Annotated in this window: 15 protein-coding genes; 12 read left to right on the top strand and 3 right to left on the bottom strand. The window is 36.9% G+C overall.

Going from position 1 to position 16,925, the window contains the following annotated elements; genetic code table 11:
* The first annotated feature begins 1 nt into the window (after position 1).
* Entirely contained in the window at positions 2–739 is a 738-nt protein-coding gene (locus tag HMJ38_RS09995; RefSeq protein WP_194974253.1) for a succinate dehydrogenase/fumarate reductase iron-sulfur subunit, read from the top strand.
* A 149-nt stretch (positions 740–888) separates the two neighbouring features.
* Positions 889–1,596, top strand: a complete 708-nt coding sequence (locus HMJ38_RS09990) for a hypothetical protein (protein WP_194974252.1) — start codon at positions 889–891, stop codon at positions 1,594–1,596.
* Between the two features lie 148 nt (positions 1,597–1,744).
* Here HMJ38_RS09990 and HMJ38_RS09985 read toward each other — a convergent pair whose 3' ends face one another.
* The 3 genes from HMJ38_RS09985 to HMJ38_RS09975 all read right to left on the bottom strand — a co-directional run bounded on the left by HMJ38_RS09985 (position 1,745) and on the right by HMJ38_RS09975 (position 7,489).
* Positions 1,745–4,585 carry an alpha/beta hydrolase family protein gene (locus HMJ38_RS09985; RefSeq protein ID WP_194974251.1) on the bottom strand — a complete coding sequence of 947 codons (2,841 nt, stop codon included), beginning with the start codon at positions 4,583–4,585 and terminating at the stop codon, positions 1,745–1,747.
* A 358-nt stretch (positions 4,586–4,943) separates the two neighbouring features.
* Positions 4,944–6,863: a M14 family metallopeptidase gene (locus tag HMJ38_RS09980; RefSeq protein ID WP_194974250.1), complete on the bottom strand. Its 1,920-nt coding sequence runs from the start codon at positions 6,861–6,863 to the stop codon at positions 4,944–4,946.
* A gap of 122 nt (positions 6,864–6,985) precedes the next feature.
* A complete protein-coding gene (locus tag HMJ38_RS09975; protein WP_194974249.1) occupies positions 6,986–7,489 on the bottom strand; it encodes a hypothetical protein in 504 nt (167 codons plus the stop codon).
* A 377-nt stretch (positions 7,490–7,866) separates the two neighbouring features.
* On the opposite strand from HMJ38_RS09975, the gene HMJ38_RS09970 reads away from it, so the two are divergent.
* From HMJ38_RS09970 to HMJ38_RS09925, 10 genes are all read left to right on the top strand, one after another.
* On the top strand, positions 7,867–8,343 hold the full coding sequence (locus tag HMJ38_RS09970; RefSeq protein WP_194974248.1) for an Lrp/AsnC ligand binding domain-containing protein: 477 nt from the start codon (positions 7,867–7,869) through the stop codon (positions 8,341–8,343).
* 278 nt (positions 8,344–8,621) lie between these two features.
* The gene (gene sufB / locus HMJ38_RS09965) at positions 8,622–10,067 is read left to right on the top strand and encodes a Fe-S cluster assembly protein SufB (protein ID WP_194974247.1); all 1,446 of its coding nucleotides are present in this window, start codon (positions 8,622–8,624) and stop codon (positions 10,065–10,067) included.
* Between the two features lie 62 nt (positions 10,068–10,129).
* Positions 10,130–10,891, top strand: a complete 762-nt coding sequence (gene sufC / locus HMJ38_RS09960; RefSeq protein WP_194974246.1) for a Fe-S cluster assembly ATPase SufC — start codon at positions 10,130–10,132, stop codon at positions 10,889–10,891.
* 34 nt (positions 10,892–10,925) lie between these two features.
* The gene (sufD, locus tag HMJ38_RS09955) at positions 10,926–12,203 is read left to right on the top strand and encodes a Fe-S cluster assembly protein SufD (protein WP_194974245.1); all 1,278 of its coding nucleotides are present in this window, start codon (positions 10,926–10,928) and stop codon (positions 12,201–12,203) included.
* A 7-nt stretch (positions 12,204–12,210) separates the two neighbouring features.
* Complete coding sequence (locus HMJ38_RS09950) at positions 12,211–13,434, top strand: cysteine desulfurase (RefSeq protein WP_228779987.1); 1,224 nt, start codon at positions 12,211–12,213, stop codon at positions 13,432–13,434.
* Positions 13,431–13,862 (top strand): SufE family protein, encoded by a 432-nt coding sequence (locus HMJ38_RS09945; RefSeq protein WP_194974244.1) that lies wholly within the window; start codon positions 13,431–13,433, stop codon positions 13,860–13,862. The genes HMJ38_RS09950 and HMJ38_RS09945 overlap by 4 nt, the downstream gene beginning before the upstream one ends.
* Positions 13,863–13,866: 4 nt before the next feature.
* Positions 13,867–14,208 carry an iron-sulfur cluster assembly protein gene (locus tag HMJ38_RS09940; RefSeq protein ID WP_194974243.1) on the top strand — a complete coding sequence of 114 codons (342 nt, stop codon included), beginning with the start codon at positions 13,867–13,869 and terminating at the stop codon, positions 14,206–14,208.
* 23 nt (positions 14,209–14,231) lie between these two features.
* Complete coding sequence (locus HMJ38_RS09935) at positions 14,232–14,651, top strand: BrxA/BrxB family bacilliredoxin (protein ID WP_194974242.1); 420 nt, start codon at positions 14,232–14,234, stop codon at positions 14,649–14,651.
* Positions 14,652–14,949: 298 nt separating this feature from the next.
* The gene (locus HMJ38_RS09930) at positions 14,950–16,236 is read left to right on the top strand and encodes a citrate synthase (RefSeq protein WP_194974241.1); all 1,287 of its coding nucleotides are present in this window, start codon (positions 14,950–14,952) and stop codon (positions 16,234–16,236) included.
* 377 nt (positions 16,237–16,613) lie between these two features.
* Entirely contained in the window at positions 16,614–16,874 is a 261-nt protein-coding gene (locus HMJ38_RS09925) for an acyl-CoA-binding protein (protein WP_194974240.1), read from the top strand.
* Positions 16,875–16,925 lie beyond the last annotated feature (51 nt).

Raw genomic sequence — 16,925 nt, 5'->3', positions numbered from 1 at the left:
TATGAAATTGACCCTAAATATTTGGAGACAATCCAATGTACAAGCAAAAGGAAAGTTTGAAACCTATTTACTCGAGGATCTCGACAGTCATATGTCTGTGCCTGAAATGCTCGATCATTTGAATGATAAATTGATCAAAAACAGGAAAGACCCGGTTGCATTTGATTCGGATTGCAGAGAAGGTATTTGCGGTCAGTGCGGATTTGTAATCAACGGTCATGTCCAAAGCCCTGAAGAACATGCCACAACCTGTCAGACCCATTTAAGAAGTTTCAAAGACGGAGATGTTCTTAATCTCGAACCATTCCGAGCCAAAGCTTTTCCCATCAAAAAAGACCTCTGTGTGGACCGTACAGCATTCGACCGGATTATTGCAAAAGGTGGCTATATCAGTGTCAATACCGGTCAGGCACCTGAGGCCAACGGAATACTCATTGGGCATGAAGAGGCCGAAAAAGCATTTGATGCTGCTTCCTGCATAGGATGTGGTGCCTGTGTAGCTGTCTGTAAAAATGCGAGTGCAGCACTGTTCACTTCGGCAAAAATAAGCCATCTTTCCATGCTGCCTCAAGGAAAAATTGAAGCCAAAAAGAGGGCTGTTGCTATGGTAGAACAAATGGATAAAGAAGGTTTTGGTGCTTGTTCTTTTACAGAAGCATGTGAGGCAGTCTGTCCGCAAAGCATTTCAATTTCCCACATTGTGACCATGAATAAGGAATATTGGAAAAGCAGCAAGTAAAAACCTTAGAAAAACAATTACTTGAAGTCTATAAAATAGATTTAGCTAAAAAAAAAACAATTTTGCAGCAATGATTTTCTAATTTTCATTTTGTGAAATTGAGGAACAATTCTTGTATATTGCCACCTTGAATTATTAGATATTAAATTATGTACAGGTTTTTGCTATCATGTCTTTTTTCAATTCTCTTCATAGGGAATATAAATGCTCAAAAATCAAGGGATCATCTTTCTGCAGGTTTTGGATTAGGAATGATTTATGCCGACAATGCAGGCATTTATAAATACATGCAGTTCAAAACCTTGCCTGCTTTTTCTGTAGCGTATTCCAAAGAATTGTCCAATAAAATTGATTTAAGGACTTCCATTGGCGGTCAAATACTTAATAGTGGTGAATTTAGGCCCTTAAACACTCCAATTGTTGTCGAGTGGGGAAATAATGGACAAGCCTATTACTTCAAGGGCAATGCTTTTTTCTTAGATGTGATGCCAATTATACATCTCAATCCAAATAAAGCAGGACAGGCAGGAGAACCCGTCAATTATTACATAGGACTTGGTGTTGGAGGACTGTACTCCCAAAGAGCCCAAAGAGTGCTCCGGGATGGTGTAATTGAAAACGGTATTTTTGTCCAAGGCTTTGTGGAAAGATCGAATCAGACAACAGCTACTGCGTATTTTCCCTTTAAAATGGGAATAAGCACCAATCTTGAATACGAATGGGATCTCGCTTTTGAGATAAATGTTATGACAATGATGGGTTCTGAAATTGATGGTAATACCATGACGAATAAGCTTTTAAATCCAGATGTCCTTGTCAACTTTCAGGTAATGCTCAGAAGGTACCTCAGAAGATGATTCGAACTTTTTATTTGAATTTAATTTTGGACTATCATAATATCATGGATGGAGTGGAAACATCTCTATCATACCCATGATCTACAAACTTCAATTGAATAAGAGCAGCAAGTTTTTTCAAACATAAAATCCCCTATCTATATACCATTTATCTTTCTTCTTCGGACAGTTCATATTTGAGCGTTCTTCCTTTTTCTACAGCAGGAATACCTTCTGTCATCCAAAGGGGCAAAGGCGCTCCTTTTAAATAATGGTCAAAAAACTGGGAAAGCCGAATAGAAAGATCTTTTCTGTTTTTCCGAAGCCTAAGATTATGATCCTCACCATTGTACTGAAGCAACCATGCGGGCTTATTTAGTCGCTTCATTGCCATAAACATTTCAATTCCTTGATACCAAGGTACAGCACCATCTTCATCATTGTGCATGATCAAAACCGGAGTCATTACCCTATCCATAAAAAATAAAGGTGAGTTTTCCAGATAATAAATTGGCTTTTCCCATAAGGTCCCACCGATTCTTGATTGAGTCTGTTCGTATTGGAACATTCGACTCATCCCTGTCCCCCATCTGATGCCACCGTAAGCTGAAGTCATGTTTACAACAGGTGCACCGGCGCCTGCTGCTTTAAACATGTTGGTTCTTGTAATCAAATGCGCCACTTGATAACCTCCCCAACTTTGTCCTTGGATTGCCATATTTTCTGCATCTACATATCCCCTTGCTATTATAGATTGAACCCCGGGTATGATACAATTGTATGCGCTAGGACCTGGAAGTCCAAGATCATATTTAATATCCGGAACAAACACCAAATAATCATTGCTTACGAAATAAGTGATATTGATTGTAGAAGCACTTGGTGCAGGAGGTCGATAATTATGCAACCCATCTGAATTTCTCTCATAGAAATATGAAATCATGGGATATTTTTTATTGGGGTCAAAGTCTTCGGGTTTGAAAAGAAGACCTTGAAGTGGTGTCCCGTCATTGGCTATAAAATCAACTAATTCTACCGAACCCCATTTCACATTTGCTTGCTGTGGATTTGCTGAGGATAATTTTCTCAAAGAGGCCATTTCAATATCCATGGCAAAAACATCTGCATATTCTTGAAAAGTTGATCTTCTAACCAAAAAACTATCTCCATTTTCAGCTTTCTTTAATCCGAAATAGCGATGATCTGAAAACAAAATTTCTTCCGGTAATTTAAGACCGAAAATATCACCTTTAACGAAACCACTTTTTTTATTCTTTTCATGAAAAGCAGAAAGAATAAATGGCTTGGCAGGATCTATACCCTCTTCTTCTTTTTCTAATTCCACTCTTCTTAGGGAAATTTGGGTATTTCTTCCTTGCCCTAAAGTGAGATTTACAGGTACGTTTTTGCCTGTGGGGTCAATTTTCCAAATATCATATTTATCATATACAAGAAAGCCCACGTCTCCCTTAAGCCATCCGGCTGCACCATAACTAGAAGGAAGGGATGGAGAATCATGCTGTTCATTAAAAAAACTATTATCCAATTCCTTGGTCAGATTATTGAAGTTTTTTTCCAAAATATTATATGAAACCCAGGAACTGTCTCTATTATCATACCAATAGATATATTTAAAATTGGGTGAAAGCTGAGGGTTGCCTGAGACATCCTTTTGGATAAGGGATTTAGTACCGGTCTCTAAGTCAACTAAATACAAGTCCTGTCCTATTTGAATATCCCAACTATAATTCCTACGGTAAGGACCGTCATCCAATCCAATTCCGTATTTGGATCTTGCTTTTGAATCAATATTGATCTTGGAAACTTGATTATCTCCTATAACAATGATTTTTTTTGATTTCAGGTTAAACATGGTAAGAAAAGTCTTGTTTTCATCCCTTTCCCTGTTTTTTAGTTGCATCGGCTGAATGTCATTTTCCTGCCATCCCCAGATATCCAAACTGACTCTATCCTCGTCAAGGATAGTAGAATCATTTTCATAGGAATATGATACATAATCCGTAGAAGTCCCAAAAAACAATCTGCTTTCATCCTCTGAAAAGAACAACTTACCATCCTTGCTGACCCTACCTTCTATTCCAGGAGATTCTTTTCCAGCGACCTTTTGATTAGATTCTCTTTGAATATCATACAAAAATAGATCGTAATATGGTTTTTTTGATTTGAGTGAATCCTCGGTTGTGAGGTAACTCAAAAATTTATTAGCAGAAGAGAAAACAGGACTGAAATAATCTGTTTTTTTAACATCAATTATTTTGGAAACACCTGTTTTGAGGCTGAGCAGGAATATTCCAGTATTCATAAGTGTATCTTCTTGCGCCTTGATATAAAAAAGAAATTCTCCGTCTTCAGAAAACCCGTAATTTTTGACCCTTTGGAATTCAAATTTTGTATCTTCCTCCAAACTCATGACCAAAAGTTTGGTTCCGTCACTTCTCTTTGGCTTTTCTTTGGCCAAGTTGTTTAGGCTCGTAGTATCAGCATTTGTAACCTTATCTTCCTTTTGAGGAAGCTCTTTTTCAAAATGGATGGCTAACCAATTCCCTTTATTTTCAGGAAGCGAAAATGATTTGACCCTTGCAAGCTTCTGTAACTCCCGGTTATTTAGGTTAAGAATAAATAGACTATCCTTGGGCAAATTTTCCGGCTTGGTTTTCTTGAGTTTTAGGAATCGCACACTATCATATTGAGGGTTAATCTTGCCAATTGCAAATTCATTATTATTGGAAAAATAAAGCCCTTTGGCTCTTGGAAAAATAATTTTTTGATTTTCGTTTTGGTAATTCAGGATTTCCATTCTCCCATCTCCTTCTTGAGGATTGATTTCATAACCAACCCATGCCCCATTCTTGGATATTTTTTCAGAGGATACAGACTCCCAACCGTCATAATCAAAATGCGTCAATGATCTTTTCTGCTGTGCATTAAGGCTACCAATTGCTCCCAAAAATATTATTGATACCCAAATACTAATATTGAATTTTCCCATTTCAACTATTTTAATTTCAAACCAAATTAAAAAAAGATTAAATGGTTCATGGTTTATTTTATTTCAATGGATTTATTAAGGGTTAAAAAAAATCTCTTTTAAACCTGTGCCATCTTTTGGGAGAAAACCAGTATGTCTTATAGTAAAAAAAATAGCAACTTTTGATCATTCCAAATTGGACCTAGAGTGAGTTAGTGAAAAGTCAAAAGTATTTTCATCCAATTTCATTTTGTATAAAAATTACGGAAATAAGCAAAAAACAATAAAAGGAATCCTGATATGGTTTCAGGATTCCTTTTGAACTATGGCATTTAATTATTTCTAACTTCTAGGAAAAATTTGATTAAATCTCCTCCGATTAATTCAAAGTAATTTCTCTTTCCAGATAGCCACCTCTAGTGGACAAAAGTTTCAAAGTAGCTTTCACAGGATCTTTTTGATTTACCTTTATCCTGAAAGTTGCCTCTTTGGTTTCTCCTGATTCGGTGTATCCTGCATAAATCGTCTTGTCATACAAGTCAGGTGAAGTGATCTGTACGATGGCATTTTCATGTCCTTTTGTCAATTCCTTGTCGAATTCCAATATCAACCTGTCTTCTTTGACAATTTTGACTCTTTTGGCCTGATCAAGTGCAACAGGAAGATTACCTGAATTTGTCCAAGTAACAGTCACTACGTGTTCATTTCCAGATTTGGTAACTTTCACATCTTTAATTTCAATCTGGGGAAGATCGAGAGCCATCGCTAAATTAAAAAGTGATTGCTTTTTAATCCATCCTTCCAATTGCCAAGGAGGACCGTTTTGTGAAAAGAACTTCGGATGGAATCCACCTATTTCTACTTCTCCCAATTGAGGATGATCGAATTTTTCCCAAGCTTTAAAACCTCTTGATTGGTTTTCCTCATCATCCCATCTTATAGCATCATAATCATCATAAGCCCCATCTCCGTCGTAATCCTTCATAGCACCATTGTTCCACAATTCATCTCCATACCAAACAGCTCCATAATAGAAGTACCCAAAGTCAGGTCCATGACCAAATAAAGGATTGGGCTTGAGAGGATCTCCGGTCAACCGGTTCACTTTTCCTCTTGTACTATAAGTCTGATAAACATCTCCTGCCCATGGATATCCGGTGATTGTCATACCCAAACTGTCATAATACTCATAAATCAATCTATCCTTAAGGAACATTGATTCCTCACTAGAAGAAGTGGACGGTGGTCTAAGGTGCATTGGTACCCGGGTATCCAAGGAATTGACCACAGAGATATTGGGATGCGAAAGTAACCATAGGACAGTAGATCTTGTCTCAATTTCACTTAGGGGGTATTCACCCGCACCAAATTGGGTATATCCTCTTCCTGTTGCATCTCCCCTATTGTCAGGTCTCCAATTCTCCGGATAATTTCGGTGAAGATCAAGTCCCCCTATTCCATCTTCATTGTATCTGCCGTCCCCATCATTATCTATACCTTCTGAATACATCAAATAATCTCCTTTGCCTTCAAGGACTCGCTTCATCAATCTGCCCTTAGAATCCTTTGGATCAATAATGAAATTGGCTTTTTCCTTTTCCTCTTCAGTAACAGCCTTTTTCCTCATCATATGGATAACGCCATCACCATTCAGGTCTTCTTCAGGATCCTCATCATATAATCCATCTCCATCCACATCATATGGCCTGACAGTACTTCGGTTTCTTTGTTCTGAAAACAAGTACATATTTGTACCATCAGGGTTGTTCTGTGGACGAACATATATTGTTTTTGTATCAATCAGTTTGGTGATTTTGGGGTCTTTGCCGTAGTTTTCCAAAAGGTGATTTGTCAACCAAAAAACCGCTTCACTTGCAGTCACCTCTCCCCCATGTCTACCACCTTCAAAATATGCCGCCGGCTTATCTGTATGTTTGCCTGTTTTTTTGTTGGTAATCGTCATTTGCAATATCGGTCTTCCCTCAAATGATTTTGCAACCTCATACAGTTCTGTGATGTCGGGATACTTTTCAGCCCAAAGTCTGTACCAATGGTACATAACATCAGGTGTATGGTAAATATCAAAAGTCAGCTTTTCTCCTGCTTCATACTGAACTTCTGGGAATTGATGTTTTTTGAAAAAAGACTGACCGTGCCTTTCACCTGAAATGGTATAAAATTTAGCTTTTTCATCTTGTTCAGGCCACTTTTTCTGGTCAACATATGATGATTCTTGGGCTAAAGATGAACCATATGTCAAAAGTGAAAAACCCGTCAATAAGAGTAAGTATTTCTTCATAATTATTGTTTGTTGTTCAGGATAAAATTAGGATTTGCCTTTTCCTCTTCCTAACCGCTCAAAAAAAAAATCCCCAATGAATAATACATCGGGGAAATTAAACTAATCAAACAACCTTTCTTTTAAGAACCGATCATCAATTCAAAATTCATCCCTTCATAATTATCAAAGCCTGGAACAGGAATAGCCCTTGGCATTTTTCTCAAAACATATCCTACTCTCTCAATCAAACCCTTATCGGCTTCTTCGTTCAAGACCTTGTAACCTATCAATTTTCCCTTGTCATTAATGCTGACCAAAACCCGTAATTCTTCTATTTCAGAACTCTTTTTTGATCGGAAAATAAATGCTGAACTTTTATCCAACATTTCAAGTGTTGATTCGGACCACGTCCACTGAGAGTAATAAAAATAATTGGTGCCAAATTCTTCTTCTGATAAAGAAGCAAGATTTTCAGATTCACCTAGAGGAATAATGGAGACATTTTCATTAACTCCATCATTGGAGGAGTTCATGGTTTTTTTAGAATCCGCATCATTGTTGATCAAATTAGATGCTAAGATTTGTTGATGCGAGATGATCGTTATTCCGAAAAATAAAAGCAGTATTCCGAATAGTTTGTTCATGGGTTTTGCATTTGAGTTGTACAAATATACAGATAAAATATTTTCAAATGCAAATTTTTGTTGTTCAAATATTTTTTTGAGCACAAAAAAGTCTTGCCAATGGCAAGACCCTTTTTAGAATATAAACCCAAATATAACTTTAGAGATTAAAAGTTTCTAAAATTAAGTTGTAGAAAATCACATAAAATTGAGTTTTTCAATTATTTATTTGATTAAAACAATATTTGACCAAATTTTCTGTAATTCTCAAACAACGCCACCAAAGTAAATGCATTTTGCCCATTTTTACAAATTGAAAAATTTATTTTGGTATTTTTTAAGTATTTCATAATTTACCTGCCAAATAATTAACATAGACTCAAATTAACCCAAAAAAAATGGACAAAATTTTAGATATTGATAATGTGGATCTCAAGATCATTTCATTATTGAATGATGATGCAAAAACGCCCTACACCGAAATCGCCAAAAAAGTCTATGTCTCCTCAGGAACTGTACACGTCAGGATGAGAAAACTTGAGGATATGGGAATTGTTAAAAGTGCCACGCTCAATATAGATTTCTCAAAACTAGGTTATGATATTTCAGCTTTTTTGGGAATCTACCTTGAAAAAAGTTCTCTTTATGATACAGTCATTGACAGATTGAAAGAGATTTCTGAGGTTATCAATGCTTATTACACTACAGGTAATTACAGCATCTTTGCTAAAATCATTTGTAAGGATACCAATCACCTTCGAACAGTATTGGATAAAATCCAAAAAGTCGAGGGCATAGATAGAACCGAAACTTTGATTGTACTCGAAGAAAGCATTAATAGGCCTATTCAGTTTTTTGACAAAAAGATTGACTAAAGTCAGTGAATTCCTTGTTTAAGGATTGAAATAACCTAATTTAGATTAAATCTAATTTAATTTATATTATGTTTATTTCAAGATTAAATATAATTTTATTTTTTAGGTCAGGATTTTAAAACCTGACCTTTATTTTTTTTATTGTACTGATTAACAGCTACATACTATGCTTTTTTCCTAAAACCTATAGAAATTTCAGATGACCCTGAACATAATAAATTGGTTTAATGTTGTATCTTCGCACGACAAACTATAATTAGTCTAAATAACTCAACCACATGAGCAAAGACAATCAAATTTTAGAGGAATTTACATCAAAGGAATATGAACATGGCTGGTCGGTTAATCTGGAAGCAGATGAAGCACCTGCTGGACTTGATGAAGGTATAATAAGATGGATTTCTGCAAAAAAAGAAGAACCTGAATGGTTATTGGAATGGAGACTCAAGGCTTTTAGGAATTGGTTAACAATGATTGAGCCTGAATGGGCCAATGTTCGTTATCCGAAAATCAACCTTCAGTCATTGAAATACTATTCTGCACCAAAACAGAAAAACAAACCCAAAAATCTTGATGAAATAGATCCTGAGTTACTTCAGATCTATGAAAGATTAGGTATTTCTTTAAATGAACAAAAGAGATTGCAGGGTATAGCTGTAGATGCAGTCCTTGACTCGGTGTCAGTCGGTACAACTTTCAAAGCAACCCTTTCAAAATTAGGTATCATTTTCTGCTCCTTCAGTGAAGCTGTAAAAGAGCACCCTGAATTGGTGAAAAAATATTTAGGTTCAGTGGTGCCTATCAATGATAATTATTATGCAGCTCTCAACTCAGCTGTATTTTCTGATGGATCATTTTGCTATATCCCAAGTGGTGTCAGGTGCCCTATGGAGTTATCAACTTACTTTAGGATCAATGCTGCCAATACAGGACAGTTTGAAAGAACTTTAATTATCGCTGAGGAAGGGTCATATGTTTCATATTTGGAAGGATGCACTGCGCCGCAAAGAGATGAAAATCAACTTCACGCGGCTGTAGTGGAAATCTACGCAGCCAAAAATGCTGAAGTAAAATACTCTACAGTTCAAAATTGGTTCCCGGGTGATAAGGAAGGTAAAGGTGGTATATACAACTTTGTAACCAAAAGAGGGATTTGTGCCGGCGATCATTCAAAAATCTCCTGGACTCAAGTAGAAACAGGTTCAGCGGTTACTTGGAAATATCCTTCTTGCATACTTAAAGGTGATTACTCAGTCGGCGAGTTTTATTCAGTGGCTGTAACCAATAATTATCAACAGGCAGATACAGGTACAAAAATGATTCATATCGGTAAAAACACCCGTTCCAGAATTGTATCGAAAGGTATCTCAGCAGGTCATTCTCAGAACTCATACCGTGGACAAGTTCAGGTAATGAAGCGGGCAACAAATTCCCGTAATTTTTCTCAATGTGACTCATTGTTGATGGGAAGCAAATGCGGTGCACATACCTTCCCTTATATTGATATACAAAATTCAAGTGCTCAAGTAGAACACGAGGCGACTACTTCCAAAATTGGAGAAGATCAGCTATTCTATTGTAATCAAAGAGGGATTTCAACCGAAGACGCGGTAGCATTAATTGTCAACGGATATGCCAAAGAAGTGCTTAACCAACTACCCATGGAGTTTGCGGTAGAAGCACAGAAGCTATTAGCGCTCACATTGGAAGGTTCAGTTGGGTAATAATTATTGAAAAAAACTAGTCTCCTGTGGTGGACTGAAAACAATAAAAATATAAGATTGAAATGTTAGTCATAAAAAATTTACATGCCTCCATAGATGGAGCTCCTATTTTAAGAGGAATAAATTTGGAAGTGAAAGCCGGAGAGGTTCATGCTATCATGGGGCCAAACGGTTCAGGTAAATCAACCTTGGCTTCTGTATTGGCCGGAAGGGAAGAATATGAAGTAACCGAGGGTGAAGTTTTGTTCAAAGGGAAAGATCTTTTGGCTTTGGCTCCTGAAGAAAGAGCTAGAGAAGGTGTGTTTTTGGCATTCCAATATCCTGTAGAAATTCCCGGAGTCAGTACAACCAATTTTCTTCGGACCGCTGTTAATCAAGTGAGGGAATACCGTGGTTTGAATCCTTTGGATGCTGTTAAATTTCTTTCTGTGATGAAAGAAAAGATGAAGCTTGTCGAAATTGATCAGAAATTAATGAGCCGTTCTTTGAACGAAGGCTTTTCCGGTGGTGAAAAAAAGAGAAATGAAATTTTTCAAATGGCCATGTTGGAACCCACATTATCCATTTTGGATGAAACAGATTCGGGTTTGGATATAGATGCACTTAGAATTGTATCCAATGGAGTCAATCAACTCAAGTCATCAGAAACAGCCACGATCGTTGTGACACATTATCAAAGGCTTTTGGATTATATAGTTCCTGATTTTGTGCATGTGCTTTTCAATGGCAGAATTGTAAAATCAGGCACAAAAGACTTGGCACTTGATTTAGAAGAAAAAGGATATGACTGGATCAAAGAGGAAGTAAAAGCAGCTTCTGTCTAATCAACATTTCCAAAATCTCCATCTTAATTTATCCATGACTACCTTAACCAAAAATAAAATTTCAGAGCTGATTTTAAATCAAGCTCCGTCTTTTAATTCATTTCCTCAATTAAGGGAAAAAGGAAGAACCATCACATTAGGTAATGGTCTACCTGCCTCAAAAGATGAAGAATATAAATTCACATCCATTTCTAAAAAACTAGAACAGACCCTCGATAATTTTTCATTATCTAAAAAAACCGTTCTTGACTTAAATTTAATCCAATCCCATCTATTTGAAGGGTTTGATGGAGACCTTTTGGTATTCAACAATGGTAATTATGAAAAATCCCTTTCATCAGTAAATCAAACAGGAATTGAGGTTTCATCCCTAAATGATTCAATGCCGGTATCATTGGGAACCATAGCCAAGACGGAGAAAGATCCGTTTATCAGCTTGAATAACATCTATTTTGAAGATGGGATTTTTATTAAAGTGAAAAAAAATCATAAAATCGATAAACCTGTTTTTTTCCTGTTCTTCAACAAAGCCAATCAAGGCCAAGTTATAAGTCCAAGAATTTTGATCGAAGTAGAGGAAAATGCAGAGGTTTCATTTTTGGAAAACACAATTTCATTGGATGAGTCTCCTTATTTATGTAATGTAGTTACAGAAATAAAAGTAGGACAGAATGCCCATGTTCATTATAATAGGCATCAATCTGAAAATAGAAATTCAATAGTAGTCAATAATTTCGAGACTGATATTCATCGAGATGCTACATTCACTTCTGTAGTGATCTCCTTGTCAGGAGATATGGTTAGAAACAACCTCACTTTAAACCTATTAGATTCAGGATGTGAAGGTAATATGTACGGACTTTACCTGTTGAATGGCAAAACACATGTGGACAATCATACAAATGTGGACCATACCAAACCGCATTCAGAATCCAACGAACTTTATAAAGGTATATTGGCAGATAATTCCAGAGGGGTCTTTAATGGGAAAATATTTGTCCGTCAGGATGCACAGAAAACAAATGCGTTTCAACAAAACAACAATATTCTGCTATCTGATGACGCTACGGTCAATACCAAACCCCAATTGGAAATCTGGGCAGATGATGTAAAATGTTCTCATGGATGCACCACAGGTCAATTGGATGAGGAGGCACTTTTCTATCTAAGGGCAAGAGGCTTGAGTAAAGATCAGGCAAAGGGAATGCTTTTATTTGCCTTTGCAGGAGAGGTCTTGGAACATGTGTCCGATGAAAGTTTCAAAAAGTATTTGACCGACATTGTTCAGGAAAGATTGGGCAGTAATTTTTGATTAAAATATGCCTATAAACTTAGAAGATATAAGAAGTTTATTTCCAATCCTTCACCAAGAGGTAAATGGGAAGCCTTTGGTTTATTTGGACAATGCAGCTACTACCCAAAAGCCTCAGGCAGTGCTTGATGCTTTAAGTAACTACTACGAATTAGACAATTCGAATATTCACAGAGGTGCGCACACTTTAGCTGACCGGGCAACAAGGTATTATGAAAAGACCCGTACGCTTATCAAAGAATACATAAATGCCAAAGAAGAAGCGGAAATAATATTTACCAAAGGTACCACAGAAAGTATCAACTTGGTTGCGGCAACATTTGGTAGAAAGTTTATTACCAAAGGAGATGAAATTTTAATCTCTACTATGGAACATCATGCCAATATTGTTCCATGGCAAATGCTCTGTGAAGAAAAAGAAGCAATATTAAAGATAATTCCTATAAATGATTCCGGAGAAATTCTCATGGAAGAATTTGATAAGCTGCTGAATGAAAATACCAAACTCGTCAGCATAGTACATGTATCTAATGCATTGGGCACCATCAACCCTGTAAAAGAAATCATTCAAAAGGCGCATAGATTTGGGGCAAAAGTTTTGTTGGACGGAGCTCAATCGACAAGCCATCTTGATGTGAACGTCCAGGACTTGGATTGCGATTTTTTGGCTTTCTCAGCCCACAAGTTATTTGGCCCAACAGGATTAGGGATTTTATATGGCAAAAGAAATATTCTTGAATCCATGCCCCCTTACCAAGGTGGTGGGGAAATGATAAAAGAAGTGACCTTCGCCAAAACCACTTATAACGATATTCCCTTTAAATTTGAAGCAGGGACACCCAATATAGCGGATGTGATCGCTTTTCAAAAAGCTTTGGAATTTATCAATGACCTTGGGAAATCTGATATCAAAAAACAGGAAGATGACCTATTAAGCTATGCTACTGATTTACTTGGAGAAATAAAAGGTTTTATACCCATAGGTACTGCAAAAGATAAAGTCAGTGTCATCTCTTTCAATTTAAATGGTATGCATCCTTTTGATGTAGGAATGATGCTCGATGCCAATGGAATCGCTGTTAGGACCGGGCACCATTGTACCCAACCGTTAATGCAGAGATTCGGGATAGAGGGAACCGTAAGAGCATCCTTTTCTGTTTACAATACCAAATCAGAAATAGATGTTTTAGTCGCAGCAGTGGCTAAAATCGCAAAAATCAAAAATAAATGAACACCATTCAAGATATACAAAACGAAATCATAGACGAGTTTGGCATCTTGGGAGATGATAAAGAATCTACAATTTATTATATCATGGAACTTGGTGCCAAGCTGCCTGAGTTTCCTGAATCAGAAAAAACAGAGGAAAATATCATCAAAGGTTGCCAATCCAAAGTTTGGCTGACTACCCAAGAAAATGAGGACAAAATAGTCTTTCTGGCAGACTCCAATACTGATATCACCAAAGGCTTGATCAGCCTTTTGATCAGGGTTTTATCCGGAAGAAAACCTCAGGAAATCCTCCATGCGCAGCTGGACTTTATAGATAAAATAGGGATGGGAAATATCATCGGATCTCAAAGATCCAATGGATTGGCTGCTATGATCAAACAAATGAAACTCTATGCCTTGGCATATCAGACCAAACAAAATGCATGAAATTATGACTAGCTCTACATCTGAAAATATGGAAATACCCACTCAGGAACTTAAAGATAAGGTCGTCAACGCCATCAAACAGGTTTATGATCCGGAGATACCAATAGATGTATATGAATTGGGTCTGATATATGAAATCAGTGTCTATCCAGTCAACAATGTCTATGTAATGATGACGTTGACGTCACCAAATTGTCCCTCAGCAGAATTCATACCGTCAGAAATAAAGGATAAAATCCAACAGATCCAAGGAATTAATCATGTTGAATTGGAGCTTACTTTTGATCCTCCCTATTCTCAAGATATGATGTCTGAGGCTGCTAAATTAGAATTAGGTTTTCTTTAAGAATAAATAAAAAATAAAATAATATGTATCCAGAAGAACTCATTGCGCCTATGCGCGCAGAATTGACAGATGTAGGATTTCAGGAATTTAGGACTCCTGAGGAAGTTGACAGTCATCTGAAAGACCACAAAGGCACCACATTCATAGTTATCAACTCAGTGTGTGGCTGTGCAGCCGGGGCTGCAAGACCGGGTGTACGGTATGCATTGGATCAAAGTGCCAATAAACCAGATGTCTTGGCTACAGTTTTTGCCGGCAATGATGCAGAAGCTGTTGCAAAAGTAAGACAGCACCATCTGCCCTACCCGCCTTCTTCTCCTGCTATGGCTCTGTTCAAAGACGGTGAATTGGTTCACTTCATAGAAAGACATCATATTGAAGGTCGAAATGCTAAAATGATCGGAGACCACTTACTCGAAGTGTTTGAACATTTCTGTAAATAAAATAGCCCTTCGGGGCTTTTTTTCTGCTAAAAAAATATAGCGCTTAAACTATCCCATTTCCGAATAATATTTTGAATAGTTTTTATTATCATTTATATAATAAGGATTTATTTTTTTAGTCTATTAATTTATTAGCTAAAAAGTTTTTTCACATATCCTTTTTTTGTCCATACATACACCGTAATTTGGTTTATTGATATAATAAAGCATTTAAAAAACACCTTATTTCACTAACTTAAGCACTTCAAGTGTAGTTAAAATAAAAAAAACAATAAACTGATAAATAAATAACATACTTATGTCTGAAATTGCCAAGTTATCATACGGAGGGAAAGATTTTGAACTCCCCATTGTAGAAGGTACTGAAAACGAAAAAGCTATCGATATAGCCAAACTCAGAGGTCAGTCCGGACTAATCACTATTGACCCAGGATACAAAAACACCGGATCTACCAAAAGTGCAATTACTTTTTTAGATGGGGAACTTGGCATCCTTAGATATAGAGGGTACCGAATTGAGGACTTGGCAGAAAAATCAACTTTTCTAGAGGTAGCATATTTATTGATCTATGGTGAATTGCCTTCACAATCAGAATATGAAAAATTCACAAGAGAAATCACTACACATACTTTGGTCCATGAGGATATCAAAAAAATCCTTGATGGTTTCCCTTCCAATTCCCATCCAATGGGAGTCCTTTCTTCATTGATATGTTCATTGACAGCTTTTTATCCGCAATCATTAGACCCAAACAGAAACGAAAACGAAGTAAACTTAAGTATCATCAGACTTTTGGCCAAAATGCCGACGTTTGCTGCATGGGCTTATAAGAATGAAGTTGGCCACCCTGTCAATTATCCTGATAATAGTTTGGATTATTGCTCAAACTTCTTAAAAATGATGTTTGCCCTACCTGCAGAAAGGTATGATGCTGATCCAGTTGTAGCAAAGGCACTTGATCAGTTATTGATTCTGCATGCGGACCATGAGCAAAACTGCTCTACTTCTACTGTCAGAATTGTCGGTTCATCACAGGCCAGTATCTACGCTTCAATCTCCGCAGGTATCAATGCCCTTTGGGGGCCCTTGCATGGAGGTGCAAATCAAGCCGTAATCGAAATGCTCGAATCCATCAAAAAAGATGGCGGTGATACCAAAAAATTCCTCAATAAAGCCAAAGACAAAGATGACCCTTTTAGATTGATGGGCTTTGGACATCGGGTTTACAAAAATTTTGATCCAAGAGCAAAAATCATCAAAAAAGCTGCGGATGATGTGCTGACCAAATTGGGTGTCGATGACCCGGTTTTAGATATAGCCAAAGAACTGGAATATGCTGCACTCAATGACCAATATTTTGTTGATAGGAAGCTTTATCCAAATGTGGATTTTTATTCTGGAATAATTTATAGAGCCTTGGGGATCCCAACAGAAATGTTTACCGTTCTTTTTGCAATGGGAAGACTTCCTGGATGGATTGCTCAGTGGAAAGAAATGAGACATAACGGAGAACCAATAGGCAGACCCCGTCAAATTTACACTGGTGCAAATGAAAGAGATTATCTCTCTATGAATAGAAGATAGTCAAGATTAAAACTTAAACCAAGCTCTGATCTCAATCTCATTGATTGTTTTCAGAGCTTTTTTTTGACAAATAGTTTGATGTCAGATGTCCGTTGTTAGGCATTCGGTAAAAAATTAGACCTCAACCAATTAACTAAGCCCAAGTAAAAATGTGGACGCAATGTTTTTTGTCTCTCCGATACTTGAGCAAGCTTTGGTATCTTGTTCTTGTCTCTTAATATCTTCTTCTTGCTTCTTGCTTCTTGACTTTTCGCTCCCCCCTATTGCGGCCAAACTTTGATTCTAAGGTCTTGTGTCTTGTGTCTCACGTCTAACATCTCGTCTCTAAAATCTTTTTCATTACCTTTGGAAACCAGAAATCAAAAACAAGTTTATTTATGAAAGCTAATACCCTTGAAGAGGCTGTTGCACTCACAAAAAAATTTACCAGCAAACCCTCCAATGAGGAATTGTTGAAACTATACGGACTCTATAAACAAGCTACAGAAGGTGATAATCACGAGGAAAGAACAGGTGGATTTGACTTTGTAGCAGCTGCGAAATTTAATTCATGGTTATCCTATAAAGGAAAAAGTAAGTCCGAAGCTTCAGAGAATTATATAGAATTGGTCAATTCAATATCAGAAAAATATCTCTGATAACGCCTTTAATTAAAGGCTAATCAGAATTATTATTAACTAATCAGCGAT

The organism is Aquiflexum lacus (genome assembly GCF_015476655.1).
GTDB lineage: Bacteria > Bacteroidota > Bacteroidia > Cytophagales > Cyclobacteriaceae > Aquiflexum > Aquiflexum lacus.
This window is presented reverse-complemented; position numbering and strand designations above follow the sequence as displayed.

What these genes read in the sequence shown, in the direction of transcription:
- HMJ38_RS09945 (WP_194974244.1), top strand. Translation starts at nt 13,431, where the DNA reads ATGAACACCATTCAAGATATACAAAACGAAATCATAGACGAGTTTGGC.
- HMJ38_RS09985 (WP_194974251.1), bottom strand. Translation starts at nt 4,585, where the DNA reads ATGGGAAAATTCAATATTAGTATTTGGGTATCAATAATATTTTTGGGA.
- sufB (WP_194974247.1), top strand. Translation starts at nt 8,622, where the DNA reads ATGAGCAAAGACAATCAAATTTTAGAGGAATTTACATCAAAGGAATAT.
- HMJ38_RS09950 (WP_228779987.1), top strand. Translation starts at nt 12,211, where the DNA reads ATGCCTATAAACTTAGAAGATATAAGAAGTTTATTTCCAATCCTTCAC.
- sufC (WP_194974246.1), top strand. Translation starts at nt 10,130, where the DNA reads ATGTTAGTCATAAAAAATTTACATGCCTCCATAGATGGAGCTCCTATT.
- HMJ38_RS09925 (WP_194974240.1), top strand. Translation starts at nt 16,614, where the DNA reads ATGAAAGCTAATACCCTTGAAGAGGCTGTTGCACTCACAAAAAAATTT.
- HMJ38_RS09995 (WP_194974253.1), top strand. Translation starts at nt 2, where the DNA reads ATGAAATTGACCCTAAATATTTGGAGACAATCCAATGTACAAGCAAAA.
- HMJ38_RS09980 (WP_194974250.1), bottom strand. Translation starts at nt 6,863, where the DNA reads ATGAAGAAATACTTACTCTTATTGACGGGTTTTTCACTTTTGACATAT.
- HMJ38_RS09935 (WP_194974242.1), top strand. Translation starts at nt 14,232, where the DNA reads ATGTATCCAGAAGAACTCATTGCGCCTATGCGCGCAGAATTGACAGAT.
- HMJ38_RS09975 (WP_194974249.1), bottom strand. Translation starts at nt 7,489, where the DNA reads ATGAACAAACTATTCGGAATACTGCTTTTATTTTTCGGAATAACGATC.
- HMJ38_RS09940 (WP_194974243.1), top strand. Translation starts at nt 13,867, where the DNA reads ATGACTAGCTCTACATCTGAAAATATGGAAATACCCACTCAGGAACTT.
- HMJ38_RS09970 (WP_194974248.1), top strand. Translation starts at nt 7,867, where the DNA reads ATGGACAAAATTTTAGATATTGATAATGTGGATCTCAAGATCATTTCA.
- HMJ38_RS09990 (WP_194974252.1), top strand. Translation starts at nt 889, where the DNA reads ATGTACAGGTTTTTGCTATCATGTCTTTTTTCAATTCTCTTCATAGGG.
- sufD (WP_194974245.1), top strand. Translation starts at nt 10,926, where the DNA reads ATGACTACCTTAACCAAAAATAAAATTTCAGAGCTGATTTTAAATCAA.
- HMJ38_RS09930 (WP_194974241.1), top strand. Translation starts at nt 14,950, where the DNA reads ATGTCTGAAATTGCCAAGTTATCATACGGAGGGAAAGATTTTGAACTC.